At 60.5% G+C, this 15,697-nt stretch carries 16 protein-coding genes, 1 rRNA gene and 1 pseudogene; 7 read left to right on the forward strand and 11 right to left on the reverse strand.

Going from position 1 to position 15,697, the window contains the following annotated elements; genetic code table 11:
* The 5 genes and pseudogenes from H6B51_RS13405 to hprK all read right to left on the reverse strand — a co-directional run.
* Positions 1-439: pseudogene (locus tag H6B51_RS13405) on the reverse strand (Mu transposase C-terminal domain-containing protein); the annotation flags it as partial.
* Entirely contained in the window at positions 432-815 is a 384-nt protein-coding gene (locus H6B51_RS13410) for a PDDEXK family nuclease (protein ID WP_204884166.1), read from the reverse strand. The gene H6B51_RS13410 and the pseudogene H6B51_RS13405, both read right to left, overlap by 8 nt.
* Before the next feature lie 457 nt (positions 816-1,272).
* Positions 1,273-2,187: a translation elongation factor Ts gene (gene tsf, locus H6B51_RS13415; protein ID WP_204884167.1), complete on the reverse strand. Its 915-nt coding sequence runs from the start codon at positions 2,185-2,187 to the stop codon at positions 1,273-1,275.
* Positions 2,188-2,267: 80 nt separating this feature from the next.
* Entirely contained in the window at positions 2,268-2,993 is a 726-nt protein-coding gene (gene rpsB / locus H6B51_RS13420; protein WP_204704132.1) for a 30S ribosomal protein S2, read from the reverse strand.
* Between the two features lie 220 nt (positions 2,994-3,213).
* Entirely contained in the window at positions 3,214-4,167 is a 954-nt protein-coding gene (gene hprK / locus H6B51_RS13425) for an HPr(Ser) kinase/phosphatase (protein ID WP_204884168.1), read from the reverse strand.
* A gap of 174 nt (positions 4,168-4,341) precedes the next feature.
* On the opposite strand from hprK, the gene H6B51_RS13430 reads away from it, so the two are divergent.
* The 4 genes from H6B51_RS13430 to H6B51_RS13445 all read left to right on the forward strand — a co-directional run bounded on the left by H6B51_RS13430 (position 4,342) and on the right by H6B51_RS13445 (position 6,909).
* A complete protein-coding gene (locus tag H6B51_RS13430; protein ID WP_204884169.1) occupies positions 4,342-4,710 on the forward strand; it encodes a BlaI/MecI/CopY family transcriptional regulator in 369 nt (122 codons plus the stop codon).
* Positions 4,707-6,146, forward strand: a complete 1,440-nt coding sequence (locus tag H6B51_RS13435) for a M56 family metallopeptidase (RefSeq protein ID WP_204884170.1) — start codon at positions 4,707-4,709, stop codon at positions 6,144-6,146. Before H6B51_RS13430 ends, H6B51_RS13435 begins: the two co-directional genes overlap by 4 nt.
* A gap of 119 nt (positions 6,147-6,265) precedes the next feature.
* Positions 6,266-6,454 (forward strand): 50S ribosomal protein L28, encoded by a 189-nt coding sequence (gene rpmB, locus H6B51_RS13440; protein WP_087188236.1) that lies wholly within the window; start codon positions 6,266-6,268, stop codon positions 6,452-6,454.
* A gap of 116 nt (positions 6,455-6,570) precedes the next feature.
* A complete protein-coding gene (locus H6B51_RS13445; protein WP_204884171.1) occupies positions 6,571-6,909 on the forward strand; it encodes a histidine triad nucleotide-binding protein in 339 nt (112 codons plus the stop codon).
* Positions 6,910-6,948: 39 nt separating this feature from the next.
* Here the strand turns inward: H6B51_RS13445 and H6B51_RS13450 are convergent, their stop codons facing one another.
* Complete coding sequence (locus H6B51_RS13450; RefSeq protein ID WP_204884172.1) at positions 6,949-7,893, reverse strand: alpha/beta fold hydrolase; 945 nt, start codon at positions 7,891-7,893, stop codon at positions 6,949-6,951.
* A 110-nt stretch (positions 7,894-8,003) separates the two neighbouring features.
* On the opposite strand from H6B51_RS13450, the gene pepT reads away from it, so the two are divergent.
* Positions 8,004-9,215 (forward strand): peptidase T, encoded by a 1,212-nt coding sequence (gene pepT, locus H6B51_RS13455; protein ID WP_204884173.1) that lies wholly within the window; start codon positions 8,004-8,006, stop codon positions 9,213-9,215.
* 65 nt (positions 9,216-9,280) lie between these two features.
* Here pepT and H6B51_RS13460 read toward each other — a convergent pair whose 3' ends face one another.
* On the reverse strand, positions 9,281-10,072 hold the full coding sequence (locus H6B51_RS13460; RefSeq protein WP_335342163.1) for an HAD family hydrolase: 792 nt from the start codon (positions 10,070-10,072) through the stop codon (positions 9,281-9,283).
* Positions 10,073-10,171: 99 nt separating this feature from the next.
* Here H6B51_RS13460 and H6B51_RS13465 point away from each other — a divergent pair, with 99 nt between their 5' ends.
* Complete coding sequence (locus H6B51_RS13465) at positions 10,172-11,446, forward strand: L-cysteine desulfidase family protein (protein WP_204884175.1); 1,275 nt, start codon at positions 10,172-10,174, stop codon at positions 11,444-11,446.
* Here H6B51_RS13465 and H6B51_RS13470 read toward each other — a convergent pair.
* The 3 genes from H6B51_RS13470 to sfsA all read right to left on the reverse strand — a co-directional run bounded on the left by H6B51_RS13470 (position 11,443) and on the right by sfsA (position 14,830).
* Entirely contained in the window at positions 11,443-12,141 is a 699-nt protein-coding gene (locus tag H6B51_RS13470; protein ID WP_204884176.1) for a GNAT family N-acetyltransferase, read from the reverse strand. The genes H6B51_RS13465 and H6B51_RS13470 overlap by 4 nt on opposite strands.
* A 94-nt stretch (positions 12,142-12,235) precedes the next feature.
* On the reverse strand, positions 12,236-13,957 hold the full coding sequence (locus H6B51_RS13475; RefSeq protein WP_335342164.1) for an ammonium transporter: 1,722 nt from the start codon (positions 13,955-13,957) through the stop codon (positions 12,236-12,238).
* Between the two features lie 192 nt (positions 13,958-14,149).
* Positions 14,150-14,830: a DNA/RNA nuclease SfsA gene (sfsA, locus tag H6B51_RS13480; RefSeq protein ID WP_204884178.1), complete on the reverse strand. Its 681-nt coding sequence runs from the start codon at positions 14,828-14,830 to the stop codon at positions 14,150-14,152.
* A gap of 85 nt (positions 14,831-14,915) precedes the next feature.
* Between sfsA and H6B51_RS13485 the strand changes: the two genes are divergently transcribed.
* Positions 14,916-15,536, forward strand: a complete 621-nt coding sequence (locus tag H6B51_RS13485) for a DUF1643 domain-containing protein (RefSeq protein ID WP_204884179.1) — start codon at positions 14,916-14,918, stop codon at positions 15,534-15,536.
* A gap of 54 nt (positions 15,537-15,590) precedes the next feature.
* Here H6B51_RS13485 and rrf read toward each other — a convergent pair.
* Positions 15,591-15,697, reverse strand: a 5S ribosomal RNA gene (rrf, locus tag H6B51_RS13490); the annotation flags it as partial.

Raw genomic sequence — 15,697 nt, forward strand, 5'->3', positions numbered from 1 at the left:
ACCGCTTGGCACCAAAGTAGTACCGTCGAATCGCTCGCTCTATCATCTGATTGCTTTTGCCGGTCTGCTGTGACCGCTTTTGCGTGAGTTGTCCCGTTGCCAGATAACGATAATACAGCCGAAGGATGCGGCGTGTTGTGGTCTGATGCTGCTGTGCCGCATCTGCTGCCATCCGATAGCGCAAAGATTTATCCGAAATGCAGTTATCGCAGTCGAGCAGTGGTTGGATCATATTCAGACGGGCTATCTGAGCCGGGGTGGCTTGCTGGTTCCTCATCCAACAGTCCGGTGCGGGCACACGCTCATATCTGCTGATGTCGGCAGCAAAAAATGGGGGAGAGGGGCCGTTACAGTCAATGAGCCAGCAACCGACTGGAGTCTCTATCAGAACCCGGAAAACGGCAGCCAATCGGCGAACAAAGCGCAGTGGTCTATCCATCCATGATCACCACCATCCACTCCGTGTCGGTTACCGCCCAGTATCTGCGAGAGAGTTCCAAGCGCTCGACATAGGCCTTCTTTTTTAGCTGTTCCCGCAAGATTAGCTCCCGTACACCTTTGTGGCCGTCTGCATACCGGAGTACAAAATCAGTAGCCCATCCGGCCTGCAGATAGTCCGTGCGTATGCCTGCCCGTGATATGCGGCCCATGATGTCGGCATCAAAAGGGCAGCCAGCTTCGTAACTCTGCACCCACGGCTGCTCCTCCAGCCATTTGGCATAGTTCCTGGCCCACTTACTGTGCAGGCATACGATATCTCCGTTCTTGCTGCTGTAAAATCGGATGTCCCGTGTACGCTCTCCCGTCCGTTCCATGTATCTTGCCTCCCTAAATAGTTACTCCTCCAGCTATTTCTGTACCAGCAATTTTTGCTTATCGCCTTGAATTAACTCAAAATTTTGATGATGCCACGGAATTAACTCAAAATTTTGCACCTAAAAATTGAATTAAATCAAAAATCTGATGATGCCACCTGCAAATTTTTCATTTAATTCAGTTTTTCACGTCAATTTTTTGACTTAAATGCCATTTCTCTTAGATACCATGTGATCGTCCCATCTCAACCTGGTCGTTTGTCCGACCATTTTGACCACAAGCTGCTGGCCCAATCTTTTTCGAAAAAAGTTCCAAATTAGTTCCAAATCAATCCAAAACCCGGGCTAAAAACAGAAAACAAACAAAAAAGAGCCCGAGGAAACGAATTTCCTCGGACTCTTTTGTGAGTCATTATTTAGGGACAATGTGCTTGGTTGCGGGGGGATGAGCACAAAATTACTTGCCCAACTGCTTGGCGATCTCCTCGGCGAAGTTCTCCTGCTTCTTCTCGATGCCCTCACCCTTCTCGAAGCGGATGGCGTTCTTCAGGGTGATGGTGCCGCCCAGGGCCTTGGCGGCGGAGTTCATATACTGCTCCACGGTCATGGAGTTGTCCTTCACAAACTCCTGCTGCAGCAGGCAGTTCTCCTTGTAGAACTTGCCCAGCTTGCCAGACACGATGCCCTCCTTCACCTTCTCGGGCTTGGAAGCCATCTTGGGATCGTTCTCCATCTGCACCAGGAGGATCTTCTTCTCCTCGTCCAGGGTGGCCTGATCCACCTGGCTCTTGTCCCAGAAGCGGGGATTCAGAGCGGCGATCTGCATGGCCACGTCCTTACCCACGGTCTCCACCTGCTCGGCGGACAGGTCGGTCTCCAGGTTGACCAGCACGCCGATCTTGCCGCCGGCGTGGATATAGGGCACGCTGACGCCCTCGGCAAAGAAGGCAAACCGGCGGACCTTGATGTTCTCGCCGATGACCAGCACCATCTCCTGCTGCTCCTCCTGCACGGTACGACCGTTGCCGTAGGGAGCGGCCATCAGGGCATCCAGGTCGGCGGGCTTGTTGGCAGCCACAACGGCGGCCACACCCTTGACGAAGTCCACAAACTTCTCATTCTTGCCCACAAAGTCGGTCTCGGCGTTGACCTCGACCACCACGCCCATGCCGTCAATGACGCCGGCGTAAGCCATGCCCTCGGCGGCGATGCGGCCAGCCTTCTTCTGGGAGGCAGCCAGGCCCTTCTCCCGCAGGATCTCAACGGCCTTGTCCATGTTGCCCTCGGCCTCGGTGAGGGCCTTCTTGCAGTCCATCATACCCACGCCGGTCATCTCGCGCAGGGCCTGTACGTCTTTCGCAGTGATTGCCATGATCACATTACCTCCATACCTTTATCAATCAAGAGAGCGCCTGCCCGCGCGGGCGGGCGCTCTCCTCGGTTCAAAACAAATTACTCAGCAGCCTCAGCCTTCTCGGTCTCCTCGGCAGCGTCCTGGCCCTGCTTGCCCTCCTGGATGGCATTGGCCATGACACCGGAGATCAGCTTGATGGCCCGGATGGCATCGTCGTTGCCGGGGATCACGTAGTCGATCTCGTCGGGGTCGCAGTTGGTGTCCACGATGGCCACGATGGGGATGTTCAGCTTGCGGGCCTCATTGATGGCGTTGCGCTCCTTGCGGGGATCCACCACGAACAGAGCACCGGGGAGCTTCTTCATCTCCACAACGCCGCCCAGGTACTTCTCCAGCTTGGCGATCTCGCCCAGGTGCTTCATGACTTCCTTCTTGGGCAGCATGTCGAAGGTGCCGTCCTCCTGCATTTTCTTCAGCTGGTTCAGACGCTCCACGCGGCCCCGCATGGTCTTGAAGTTGGTGAGCATGCCGCCCAGCCAGCGGGCGTTCACGTAGTACATGCCCACGCGCTCAGCCTCTTCCTTGATAGCCTCCTGGGCCTGCTTCTTGGTGCCCACGAAGAGCAGGGTCTGGCCGGACTCGCCCAGGGAACGGACGAAGTTGTAAGCCTCCTCCAGCTTCTTCACGGTCTTCTGCAGGTCAATGATATAGATGCCGTTGCGCTCGGTATAGATATAGGTGGCCATCTTGGGGTTCCAGCGGCGGGTCTGGTGACCAAAGTGGACGCCCGCCTCGAGAAGCTGCTTCATAGATACGACTGCCATGGTAAAATTCCTCCTTTAATTGTTGATTCCTCCACCCGGTTCATCCGGAGCCGGCCAACCTCCTTCCGGAAGCACCTGGCCCCCCGTCCGCGGGTGTGCGTAATCACATGCCCAAGTATAATACCACAACGTCCTCTGTTTTGCAAGGTTTTTTTCCTTTCCAGACTGAAAAAACTCCCCCGGCAAAAAACCGGGGGAGTCCAGGTCAGATAGGATGGGCTCACTTGTCCATCTGTGCGCTCATGGCCTGATCGAAATGGGCGTTGATCTGCTTGGTGAACTCCAGAGCGGCGTTGTAGCCCATCTTCTTGTGGCGGTTGTTCATAGCAGCCACCTCGATGATGACAGCCAGGTTCCGCCCCGGCTTCACCGGGATAGTGAGAGAGGGCACCTGCACGTCCAGAATGGTGGTGTACAGGTTCTCCAGCCCCAGCCGGTCATACATGGCCCCGTCCTTCCACTGCTCCAGGTTGATGACCATGTCGATCTCGCTCTCTTCCTTGACGGCGCTCATGCCGAACAGCCGGCGCACATCGATGACCCCGATGCCCCGCAGCTCGATATAGTGGCGGATGAGCTCAGGAGCGGTGCCCACCAGGCCCCGGGTGGCGGTCTGCTTGATCTCCACCGCGTCGTCGGCGATGAGGCGGTGGCCCCGCTTTACCAGCTCGATGGCGGTCTCGCTCTTACCCACGCCGGACTCGCCCAGCAGCAGCACACCCTCGCCGTACACCTCCACCAGCACCCCGTGGCGGGTGATCCGGGGGGCCAGGTAGGTCTTGAGGGAGGCGATGATGGTGCTCATGAGCACGCTGGTGGTGTCCTGGCTGCGGAGCACCGTCCGGTCGTACTTCTCCGCCATCTCCATGCACTCAGGGTAGGGCTCGATACCCCGGGAAATGATGAGGGCAGGGATCTCCTGGCTGAGGAGCTGCTCAAAGCTCTCCCGCCGCTGCTCCGGCATCAGGCCGGACAGGTAGGTGTCCTCCACCTTGCCGATAACCTGGAGGCGGTGGGGATCGAAATAGTCGAAAAATCCGGTGAGCTGGAGGCCGGGGCGGTTCACGTCCTCGGTGCGGATGTCCTGGTCCTCATACCCGGCGGCCCCCCGCAGCACCTCCAGGTTGAACTCCTTGATGAGCTTTCCCAGCTTGACGGTATATAAACTCTCCATATGGCTACCTCCTGTTTTTGGTAAAAACGGGCAAATCCATTTGTTTTATTATACCATCTCCCCCGGCCGGATTGCAACAAGCAAGGCGGAGGGCAAATCGCGGGCGCGCACCTTGACAGAATTACTCTATTATTGTAGAATAATATTATACTATAATTGTAGAGGAGGGATCACATGAAGGAGATCCGCCGACTGCCTGACGCTGAGCTGGAGATCATGCAGGCCCTGTGGGCCTGTCCGTCTCCCGCCTCCCGTGCCGATGTGGAGGCCCGCCTTCCCCGCCCCCTGGCGGTGACCACCCAGCTGACGGTACTCACCCGGCTGGAGGAAAAAGGCTTCCTCCGGGTGGAAAAGCAGGGTCGCAGAAGCTATTACACCCCGCTGATCGCCCAAAAGGACTACCTGGCTGCTCAGAGCCGCTCCTTTGTCCAGAAGGTGTGCGGCGGCAGCCTGCCCGCCTTTGCCGCCGCTCTGTGCGATAGCGGTCTCACCCGGGAAGAGCTGGACCAGCTCCGGGATCTGCTGGAGCGTGATGCCCTGTGACCATACTTGAACAGCTCCGCCTGCTGGTCAATCTTACCTTCTGCGCCTGCATAGCCCTCTGCGTCCTGTGGGCGTCCCGCCGCCCGCTGGGACGCAAACACGCCAGGACCTCCGATCTCCCGTTTTTTCTGACCTGTTGGTTCATCCCCCTGTATTGGCTGCTCCTGCTGCTGGATGTGTTCAGCCGGCCTCCCGGAGACCTGCTGGCCGACGCCGCCTTTTCCCTGTGCGTCCAGTTTGCGGGGCTGCTCAGCCTGTACTACCTGCTGCTCTTGGTGCTGCTGCCTCTGCTCCGCCGGTGGGTCCTGCCCCAGACCTGCGCCCTGCTGTGGCTGCTGCCCGTCTGCCTCTATTTTCTCCGGCACAGCGTGAAAGCCGCGCCCCGGCTCGTCCTGGAGGCCCCCGACCTGCCGGTGGGGCCCCTGCTGCTGCTCTGGCTGGCCGGATCTGCCGGAGTGCTGGGCTGGAAAATATTCTCCCATCTGCGCTTCCGCCGGTGGCTCCTGGCAGAGGCCCGGCCGGTGGAGGACGACGCCGTCCTGGCGCTGTGGTGGCAGCTGAACAAGGAGCTGGCCCCGGACCGGACAGAGTGCTATCCCCTGGTGTGCTCCCCCCGGGCCAAAAGCCCCCTGTCCGTGGGGCTCTGGAGCATCCGGGTGGTACTGCCGGAGCGGGACTATCCCCCCGACCAGCTGGCCCTGATCCTGAAGCACGAGCTGACCCACATCCTGCGCCGGGACAGCGTCTCCAAGTTCTGCCTTACCTTTTGCACCGCTCTGTGCTGGTTCAATCCCCTGATGTGGCTGGCCATGAGCCGCAGCGCCCAGGACATGGAGCTCAGCTGTGACGAGGCGGTGCTAACCGACGCCGATCCCCAAACCCGGCGGGCCTACGCCGGTCTGCTGCTGGACACCGCCGGGGACGCCCGGGGCTTTACCTCTTGCCTGTCCGCTTCGGCCTCCGCCCTCCGATACCGGCTGAAACGGGTGGTCAGGCCCGCCCGGCGGCTGGCCGGCAGCCTGCTGACGGGATGTCTCCTCTTCGGGCTGCTTTGGGCTTACGGCAGCGTCGCCCTGGCCTACGAGACCCGCTCCTGCGCCGACCTGCTCTTTGCCGGTCAGCCGGAGGCCTGCGCCCTGCGCTCCGCCAGCCTGTCCGCGGAGGGGGAGGGCGCTTCTCTCAACGGCCAGGCCGTCCTGGACTATCTGGCGGGACTGGAGGCCAGAAAAATCACCGGCGGCTATACCTTTGCCCACGTCTCTCCCAGGCTGGAGCTCTGTTACGACGGGCCGGATTTCTCCCGGACCGTGATCCTGGCCGGCGATTATCTCATCTGCCGCCCCCGGTCCAATACCTCCGCCCAGCAGGAGGTCTACCTGGTGTCCGGCGGGGTGGACTGGGATCTCCTCACCGGCCTGCCGGAGGCGGCGAGTTGACAGGGCCGGAAATTTCCCGGTCAATTTCAAAAAAACACTTGCATTTTCCCGAAACTTCTGCTATCATATCGTTCGATGCTTTTATAAGCGTATCCTGACGAGCGAGGAGGTATAAGCGAATGGCCAAATGTGAATTTTGCGACAAGGGCGTTGTCTTCGGCATCAAGGTGTCCCACTCTCACCGCCGCACCAACCGTCCCTGGAAGCCCAATGTGAAGCGCGTCAAGGCGATCGTCAACGGCACGCCCAAGCACGTTTATGTGTGCACCAGATGCCTCCGTTCGGGTAAGGTCACCCGCGCCGTGTGATTGACCGATAGAAAAGGGATCAGCCGACCGGCTGGTCCTTTTTTCGTATCCGGACATGACAAGGCCCCGCCGCTGTGCTATACTAATGCCAGCTTCACGAAAGAGGAGGTTTTGCCATGAGCGACTGTCTGTTCTGTAAGATCGCCGCCGGGGAGATCCCGTCCAACAAGGTGTACGAGGACGACCAGGTCTTCGCCTTTTACGACATTGATCCCCAGGCGCCCACCCATTTCCTGGTGATCCCCAAGGCCCACATCGGCTCCTGCGGGGAGATCACCGCCGAAAACGCCGGCGTGGTAGCCCATATCTTTGAGGTCATCTCTCGGGTGACCCGTGAGCTGGGCCTCACCGATTTCCGGGTGGTATCCAACTGCGGAGAGCAGGCGGGCCAGTCGGTCCACCATCTCCACTTCCACGTGCTGGCCGGCCGGGATATGACCTGGCCGCCGGGCTGAGTTGACAGAAAAAGCGGCTGCACTACGCAGCCGCTTTTGTTATACTTGCTTTTCCCTCAGGTGTCCCTCCAGCCAGGCCAACACATCCTGCCAGACCTGGTCTCGGTTGGTCTCGTTGAGCATTTCGTGACGGCCCTCCCGGTAGAGGCGCACTGTCACATCCTTCACCCCCGCCTCCCGAAACCAGCCCGCCACCTTTTCCACGCCCTTGCCGTTCTGCCCCACCGGGTCCCGGTCCCCGGAAAAGAAGTACACCGGGGTATCCGGGTCCAGCCGGGCCAGGGTGTCCTTCCGGGCCAGCAGGGTGAGGCCCACCATCATGTCGTGGTACATGCTGGCGGTGGGCAGGAAGCGGCACAGGGGATCGGCGCAGTAGGCGTCCACCACCGCCGGGTCCCGGGAGATCCAGTCCGCTCCGGTGCGGGTGGGCCTGAACTGCCGGTTGTAGGCCCCCACCGACAGGCTGTCCAGCAGCCTGCTCCTGGCCCTGGGGCCCTTGCTCCGCATCACCAGGGCGGAGAGGATCCACCCGGCGTTCACCTTCACCTGCTCCTCCTGGCCGGTGCCCGACAGGATGGCCCCGTCCACCACCCCCGGCCAGAAGCTGAGAAAGCCCCGCACCACAAAGGAGCCCATGGAGTGGCCCAGGAGGAAATAGGGCGCCTCCGGGCAGGTCTCCCTGGCCCGGAGGAAGAGGGCGTGGGTGTCCTCCAGCACATACCGCCAGCCGTCCCTGTCCGCGAACCAGCCGTACTCCGACGGGTCCGCCGCCGTCCTGCCGTGGCCCAGGTGGTCGTGGCCCACCACGGCGAAGCCGTGCTCCGCCAGAAAGCGGGCAAAGCCGTCGTACCGGCCCATGTGCTCCGAGATGCCGTGGACCAGCTGCACCACCCCCCGGGGCGCGCCCTCCGGCTTCCACCACGCCGCCGCCACGGCGTGGCGCCCGTCGCTGGAGGGAAAGGAAAATTCCTGTACGGTGACCATGGAAATATGCCTCCTTCTGTGGTAAAATATCTTTTGACCCATTCAGTCTATTCCATTGCCCGCCCTCCGTCAAGGCCAAAGGCCTTTGGGCGGGAGAAAGGACAGCCAACATGAACGCAGTGGAACGGTTTCTGAAATACGTTTCTTACGACACCCAATCTGACGAGCACAGCCAGGCCACCCCCACCACCGAAAAGCAGAAGGTCCTGGGGGCCGCGCTGGCGGAGGAGATGGCGCTGCTGGGCCTGTCCAACCCCCATATGGACGAGCACGGCTATGTGTACGGCTGGCTTCCCGCCACCCCCGGCTGCGAGGGGATCCCCTGCGTGGGCCTCATCGCCCACATGGACACCTCCCCCAGCGCCCCCGGCGGCCCGGTGAAGCCCAGAGTCATCCTCTACGGAGGGGGCGATATCGTCCTCAACCAGGACCTGGGCATCATTATGAAAGCGGAGGATTTTGAAAGCCTGTCCAAGTATGTGGGCCAGGAACTCATCGTTACCGACGGTACCACCCTGCTGGGGGCGGACGACAAGGCCGGAGTGGCCGAAATCCTGTCTGCGGTAGAATACCTCATTGCCCATCCTGAGATTCCCCACGGCCGAATCGCCATCGGCTTCACCCCCGACGAGGAGGTGGGCCAGGGGGCCGATCACTTCGACGTGGAGGGCTTCGGGGCAGCGGTAGCCTACACGGTGGACGGCGGCGAGCTGGGAGAGCTGGAGTATGAGAACTTCAACGCCGCCAGCGCCAAAATCACCGTCCGCGGCCTGAACATCCACCCCGGCTCCGCCAAGAACAAGATGAAAAATGCTCTGCTCATGGCCATTGAACTGGTGAACATGCTTCCCCCGGCGGAGACCCCCGCCCACACCGAGGGCTACGAGGGCTTCTACCACCTGTGTGATATGACGGGGGATGAGACCACCGCCGCCCTCTCCCTCATCATCCGGGACCATGACCGCCAAAGCTTTGAATCCAGGAAGGCCTATCTGACCCGGACGGTGGACTACCTGAATCAAAAATACGGGGCGGACACAGTAGCGTTGGAGCTGAAGGACTCCTACTACAACATGCGGGAGAAGATCGAGCCCCACATGTATCTCATCCATCGGGCCCGGGCCGCCATGGAGGCCGCCGGGGTCATCCCCCTGGAGGTGCCCATCCGGGGCGGCACCGACGGCGCCCGGCTCAGCTTCATGGGCCTGCCCTGCCCCAATCTGTGTACCGGCGGGCTCAACTTCCACGGCGTACGGGAGTACATCCCCACTGACGCCCTGCTGAAAATGACCCAGGTACTGGTCAACCTGGTGACAGCCTGACTTCCGGCATAAAAACCGTCTCCCGTACAGGGAAAACCTGTATGGGAGACGGTTTTTTATCCTCTTCACGCCAACTCCGTCAGAAAAGCCTCCAGGGTGTCCTCCACGCTGGTGCAGTGCTGGGGGAACCGATCCAGCAGCTCCGGGTCCGCTCCGGCCATCAACCAGCTCTCCCCTGCCAGGGAGAGCATGGCGGCGTCGTTCCAGTTGTCCCCAAAGGCCATCACCTCCGAGGTCGCCACTCCCAGCGCCCGGCACAGCTGGGCCAGGCCTGTCCCCTTGTCCGCCAGGGTGAAGTCCAGCCAGTCGGGCCCCGCCGCCGCCATCCGGAAGGGCACGCCCCACCGGGGACCCAGCGCCTCCGCAGGTCCGCCGGTGCCCTGGGGACAGTAGGCGGACACCTTGATGATATCCTCTCCGATCTCCTCCACGTCCTCCAGCACTTTTACCCGGTTGCCCTTGAAGCCCCCCATGTAGTCCACATAGTCCCGGGGGCACTGGCACAGATAGCTGATGTTTGCTCCCGACACCAGCAACTGGCACTCCGGCAGATCCAGGATGGCCCGGCACAGGGCCAGGGCTTCCTCCCGCTCCATGGGGGTCTTGCCCAGCACCGGGGCCTCCTCCTCGCTGCCGGGGCCGTACAGGATAGCCCCGTTCTCACACAGATAGGTCAGCTTGTCCCCCGCCGGACCGAACAGTCCCCGGAGGGAGTGGTACTGCCGTCCGGAGGCGGGGCAGAACAGGATCCCCCGGGCCCGCAGGCGGTCGATGAGGGGAAACAGTCTTTCCCGCAGCCGGGTCTCCCCATAGGGGAGCAGAGTGCCGTCAATATCGGATACGATCAGTCTGATCACGTAACGTCTCCTCCGTATCTTCGTAATTGCAAAGATTCTTGCCATTCCGGCAAAATCAGATATAATATGTCATATAAATCCCATCAAAGGAGTGCCGCTATGGAACGCAACGATCCCCACTATGAAGCCTGCATCCGGGTGCTGGAGGAGGAACTGCTGCCCGCCATGGGCTGCACCGAACCCATCGCCATCGCCTACGCCGCAGCGGTAGCCCGGGAAGTCCTGGGGGCCCTGCCGGAGCATGTGGTCATCGAAGCCAGCGGAAATGTCATCAAAAATGTGAAGAGCGTCATCGTTCCCCACACCGGCCATCTGAAGGGCATCCCCGCCGCCGCGGCAGCAGGCATCGTAGCCGGAGTGGCCAGCCGCCAACTGGAGGTCATTGCCCAGGTGTCCCCCCAGCAGCAGAGGGAGATCCAGGCCTATCTGGAGCGCACTCCCATCCAGGTAAAACTGGCCGACTCCCCTCTGGTGTTCGACATCATCGTCACGGTGCGCCAGGGGGAGGATTGGGCCAGGGTCCACATCAACAAATATCACACCCATATCGTCACCGTGGAAAAAAACGGCCAGGTCCTCCAGGCCGAGCAGCCTCAGGAGAGCAGCGACGGGCTCACCGACCGATCCTTCCTGTCGGTCCGGCTCATCCTGGACTTTGCCAGCTGCGTGGAACTGGACCGGGTGCGCCCTCTGCTGGAGCGGCAGGTGGAATACAACATGGCCATCGCGGAAGAAGGGCTCCGGGGGGACTACGGGGCCAACATCGGCTCCACCCTGCTGAAGTACAACGGCGACTCGGTACGCACCCGGGCCAAGGCCTGGGCCGCCGCCGGTTCGGACGCCCGGATGAACGGCTGTGAGCTCCCCGTCATCATCAACTCGGGCAGCGGCAACCAGGGCATCACCGCCTGCGTACCGGTGGTGGTGTATGCCCGGGAGATCCGGTGCGGCGAGGACCGGATGTACCGGGCCCTGGTGCTGAGTAATCTGCTGGCCATTCATCAAAAGACCCGTATCGGCCGGCTGTCGGCCTACTGTGGGGTGGTGACCGCCGGCACCGCCGCCGGCTGCGGCATCGCTTACCTGCTGGACGGCTCCTATGAGGCGGTGAAGCACACCCTGGTCAACTCCCTGGCGGTGGTGTCCGGCATCATCTGCGACGGGGCCAAGGCCTCCTGCGCCGCCAAGATCCTTTCCGCCGTGGAAAGCGGTATCTTCGGCTACGAAATGTACTGCAACGGCCAGCAGTTCTACGGCGGCGACGGCATTGTGAAGGACGGCGTGGAGGAGTCTATCATCAGCGTGGGCCAGCTGGGGCGGGAGGGTATGCGGGAAACCGACCGGGAGATCCTGCGCATCATGACAGAGGATTAACCGAACATCGGCAGCATCCGGTACCACCGGCTGCGGATGCCGGCGGCCTTGAACCCCGCGCTGCGGTAGAGGGAGAAGGCGGTCTGGTTATCAGTGGCCACCAGCAGGCGGCAGCGCCGGAACTCCAGTCCGGCCAGCTCTCCCATGACCGCGTGCAGCAGCCCCCGGCCCAGTCCCTTGCCCCGGACATCTTTGTGAAGTGCGATCCCTTCGATCTCGGGCAGCTCTCCGGTCAGATCCAGCTCGTACACACCAGCCAGGACTCCGTCTACCACCGCAAACCCGCACCGGTGCCCCTCTGCCATGGCCCGCTCCAGATCGTTGGGACCGTAGGTGGAGGAATTGGGAGCGTCGAAAAAGCAGGCGTTGTGGAGGGTCATCCAGGCCCCACCCCGCTCCCGGGTCAAAGGCTCCAGAGTGATCCCGACCGCTGGCGGCGTATCCGCCAGCTCCCGCTCCATCCACAGCATATCCCGGGCAAACTCCAGCCGGAAGTCCTCCCACACCCCCTCAGACAGAGGGGCGGCGGGGTCCCGGGAGGTCACATACAGCTCCGAGGCCCCCAGCCCCAGCAGCTCCGCCCGGCCCCGGCTCAAAAGCTCCTCCAGCTCTCCGGCGCGGCAGTGCTGGAGAACCAGATAGGCCGTCCCCTTGGCGGCGATCTCCCCGGCAAAGATCTCATAGGCTGATTCCATGCCCATTCCTCCCCATGCGTATTGCATCCAATATACCACAGCCCCCCGGACTTTCGCAAGTCCGGGGGGCTGTGTATTTTGGGGAAATGCGCCATTATTCCTCGCCCTGAAGGGCATCATAGCCGGTCTCGCCGGTACGGACCTTCACCACGTCCTCCACGTCGTAGACGAAGATCTTGCCGTCGCCAATGCTGCCGGTATACAGGGCCGACTTGGCGGCCTGGATGACCTGGGCCACCGGCACCTTGGACACCACGATGTCTACCTGCACCTTGGGCAGCAGGTTCATGGTCATGGGCACGCCGCGGTAATACTCCATCTTACCCTTCTGGATCCCGCAGCCCAGCACCTGGGTCACCGTCATACCGGTGACGCCAATGTCGTTCATGGCACCCTTCAGCTCCTCAAACTTGGCCTGGTTGCAGATGATGGTCACCTTGGACAGCTTCACGTCGGAGGCCGAGATGCCGCTGGGCGCAGATACCACCTGAACAGGCACCGCCTGATCGGGGGTGGCCTTCTGCCCGGTCACCGGCACAGGCTCGGGATAGGCATTGTCCTTGGCTACGGCGGTCATGCTGGTGGCCTGGCTGAAATCAGCGTAGGCGGTGGGCAGGCCGTGCTCATGGATATCCAGGCCCTCCAGTTCCTCGGTGGCAGAAGCCCGAAGGCCCACGGTATGCTTGATAATGGTAAAGATGATGGTCATGGTCACAGCCACCCAGGCAATGACGCTCACCACACCCAGGCACTGAGTCAGGAAGAAGCTGGTGCCGCCGCCATAGAACAGGCCGCCGTCTACTGCCAGCAGACCGGTGAGCAGGGTACCCATAGCGCCGCACACACCATGAACAGAGATGGCACCCACAGGATCGTCGATCTTGAGCACCTTGTCAAAGAATTCAACCGCCAGAGGAAGCACGATACCGGCACAGATACCGATGATAGCGGCGCCTGCGGTGGAGACCATGTCACAGCCGGCGGTGATGGCCACCAGACCACCCAGGGCAGCATTGAAGGTCATGGATACATCGGGCTTCTTGAAGCGGAACCAAGTAAAGATCATCGTGGTCACACAGGCCACAGCGGCGGCCATATTAGTGGTGACAAAGATGCTGCCGGCAGCCACCAGGGTTTCGTCCCCGGTCATGGAAACGGTAGAGCAGCCGTTGAAGCCAAACCAGCAGAACCACAGGATGAACACGCCCAGAGCCGCAATGGGCAGGTTATGACCCAGGATGGCCCGGGGCTTGCCCTCTCTGTCATACTTGCCGATACGGGGCCCCAGGATCTTGGCGCCGATGAGGGAAGCTACGCCGCCAACCATATGCACTGCGGTGGAACCTGCAAAGTCGTGGAAACCCAGCTGGGACAGCCAGCCGCCGCCCCAGATCCAGTGACCGGACACGGGGTAAACCACGGCGGAAATCATCAGGGAATAAATGCAGTAGGAAACAAATTTGGTACGTTCGGCCATGGCGCCGGAAACGATGGTAGCGGCGGTGGCGCAGAAAACGGTCTGGAAAATGAAGAATGCTGCAAAGGGTACACCATCAGGCAGGATACCCGAGTAGTCACCCAGGATAAAGGGATCAAACCCGCCGATGAGGGCATTGGAACCGCCGAACATCAGGCCAAAACCCAGCAACCAGAAAATTGGTGTACCAATGCTGAAGTCCATCAGGTTCTTCATCAGAATGTTGCCAGTATTTTTTGCTCTGGTAAAGCCCGCCTCACACATGGCGAACCCGGCCTGCATAAAGAAGACCAGCGCGGCGCCTAACAGCACCCAAATTGTGTTGACTGACGAATACATACTCATTCCTCCCAAAAAAACAGAAACGCCCGCCTCGCCTTCCTCGGCGAAACGAGCGTCTCTGCTTGATGGATGCAGTGTACTCCGCCGCCCGCCATCTGTCAAGACCTATCTTGCAGTTTTGTCGCTATATCAGAATTTTGAACCATATGCCCCATTCTTTTTGCAAGTTATAACCATCACCCTTGCATTTCAAAGCCGCACATCGACCGGCCTGGCTATGGTCAGGCTGTTGGGCGTCACATCGCACTCCATGGCCAGGATCTTTACTCCCGACCGGGCGGCCCGTCTGAGCGCCTCCCCGAAGGCCGGATGGGTCACATCGTTGGGTGCAAAATCCTTCATACCCGCCATCTGAATCACAAAGCAAACTGCCGCCTCATAGCCCTCCTCCTGACAACGGATCAGCTCCTCCAGGTGCTTGACGCCCCGCTCTGTGGGGGCGTCAGGGAAACGGGCGTGGCCACCATCCTCCAAAGTAACGCCCTTGACCTCTACAAAGCCCCGGCGTTCTCCGGCCTCCCAATAAAAATCGAACCGGGAGTTGCCCCAGGTTGTCTCCGGACGTAGCAGAGTCAGTCCAGGCAAAAAGCCACCTGCCTCCGCCCACTCCCGAAACACCTTGTTAGGGGCCTGGGCATCCATATTGATCAGCAGATCCCCTTTTTCTACCGCAATCAGGTCGTACTTGGTCTTGCGGGCCGGATTGTGACCCTCCTCCAGATAGACAACAGCTCCCGGCACCAGTAGTTCCCGACAACGCCCTGTGTTCTTGACGTGAACCACTTCCATGGCTCCAGCCACCTCCACATGGGCTATAAAGCGGTTGGGTCTGATGTGAAAAATGCCTTTTTTCATCATATGGTATTGCATTGTGTCTCTCCTGCCTGTATCCTGATAAGGAAAGTATAGCATTGGACGGCACCGCACACTAGCCGTTTCCACTGGAGGTTATCTTATGCACGTTCCCACCTGTGACACTGCACAGCGGGCCATAGTTCCCTTTTCTCTGGCTTTGTCTGAGGCCCTGCGGCCTCAGACGGATTATGATGTATCCCATTGGCTCTATGTCCCTAACCGCTACTGCGATTACCGTTACATCCTGGGTACCCGGGGTAGTCGGCCACTGATCTGTGTGGGCATCAATCCCTCCACCGCCGCCCCCAACGACCTGGACAACACCCTGAAATCAGTGGAGCGTATCGCCCTGGGCAACGGCTATGACAGCTTCATCATGTTCAACGTGTACGCGCAACGTGCCACTCGGCCTGACGATATGGAGCGGGAATGTAACCCCTTCCTCCACCAGGAAAATATGGCCGCTTTCCGCTGGGCTCTGGAGCAAACGCAAACCGGCGCTCCCGCCGTTTGGGCGGCCTGGGGAGCCATCATCGAAAAGCGGCCCTATCTAACCAGCTGCCTCAAAGATATGCTCCAGGTCGGCCGGGAATTGGGCGCACGCTGGTTTTCCGCTGGCGCTCGTTCCAAGAAGGGACATCCCCACCATCCTCTGTACCTCCGCAAGGACAGCGGCTTGGATCCCTTTAACATTGCAGAATATATCAGCGGCTGTCTGTGAGGGCAACTGCTTTTTGCACAAAGCAAAAGCGGACAGCATATGCTGTCCGCTTTGTGTTGGCGTTACCTATCTTCCCGGTCCGTCTCCAGACAAGTATTTTCGGCGCAGGTGAGCTTAACTTCCGTGTTCGGGATGGGAACGGGTGGACCCTCACCGCAATC

This window comes from Pseudoflavonifractor phocaeensis, assembly GCF_016901955.1.
GTDB classification, from domain to species: domain Bacteria; phylum Bacillota; class Clostridia; order Oscillospirales; family Oscillospiraceae; genus Flavonifractor; species Flavonifractor phocaeensis_A.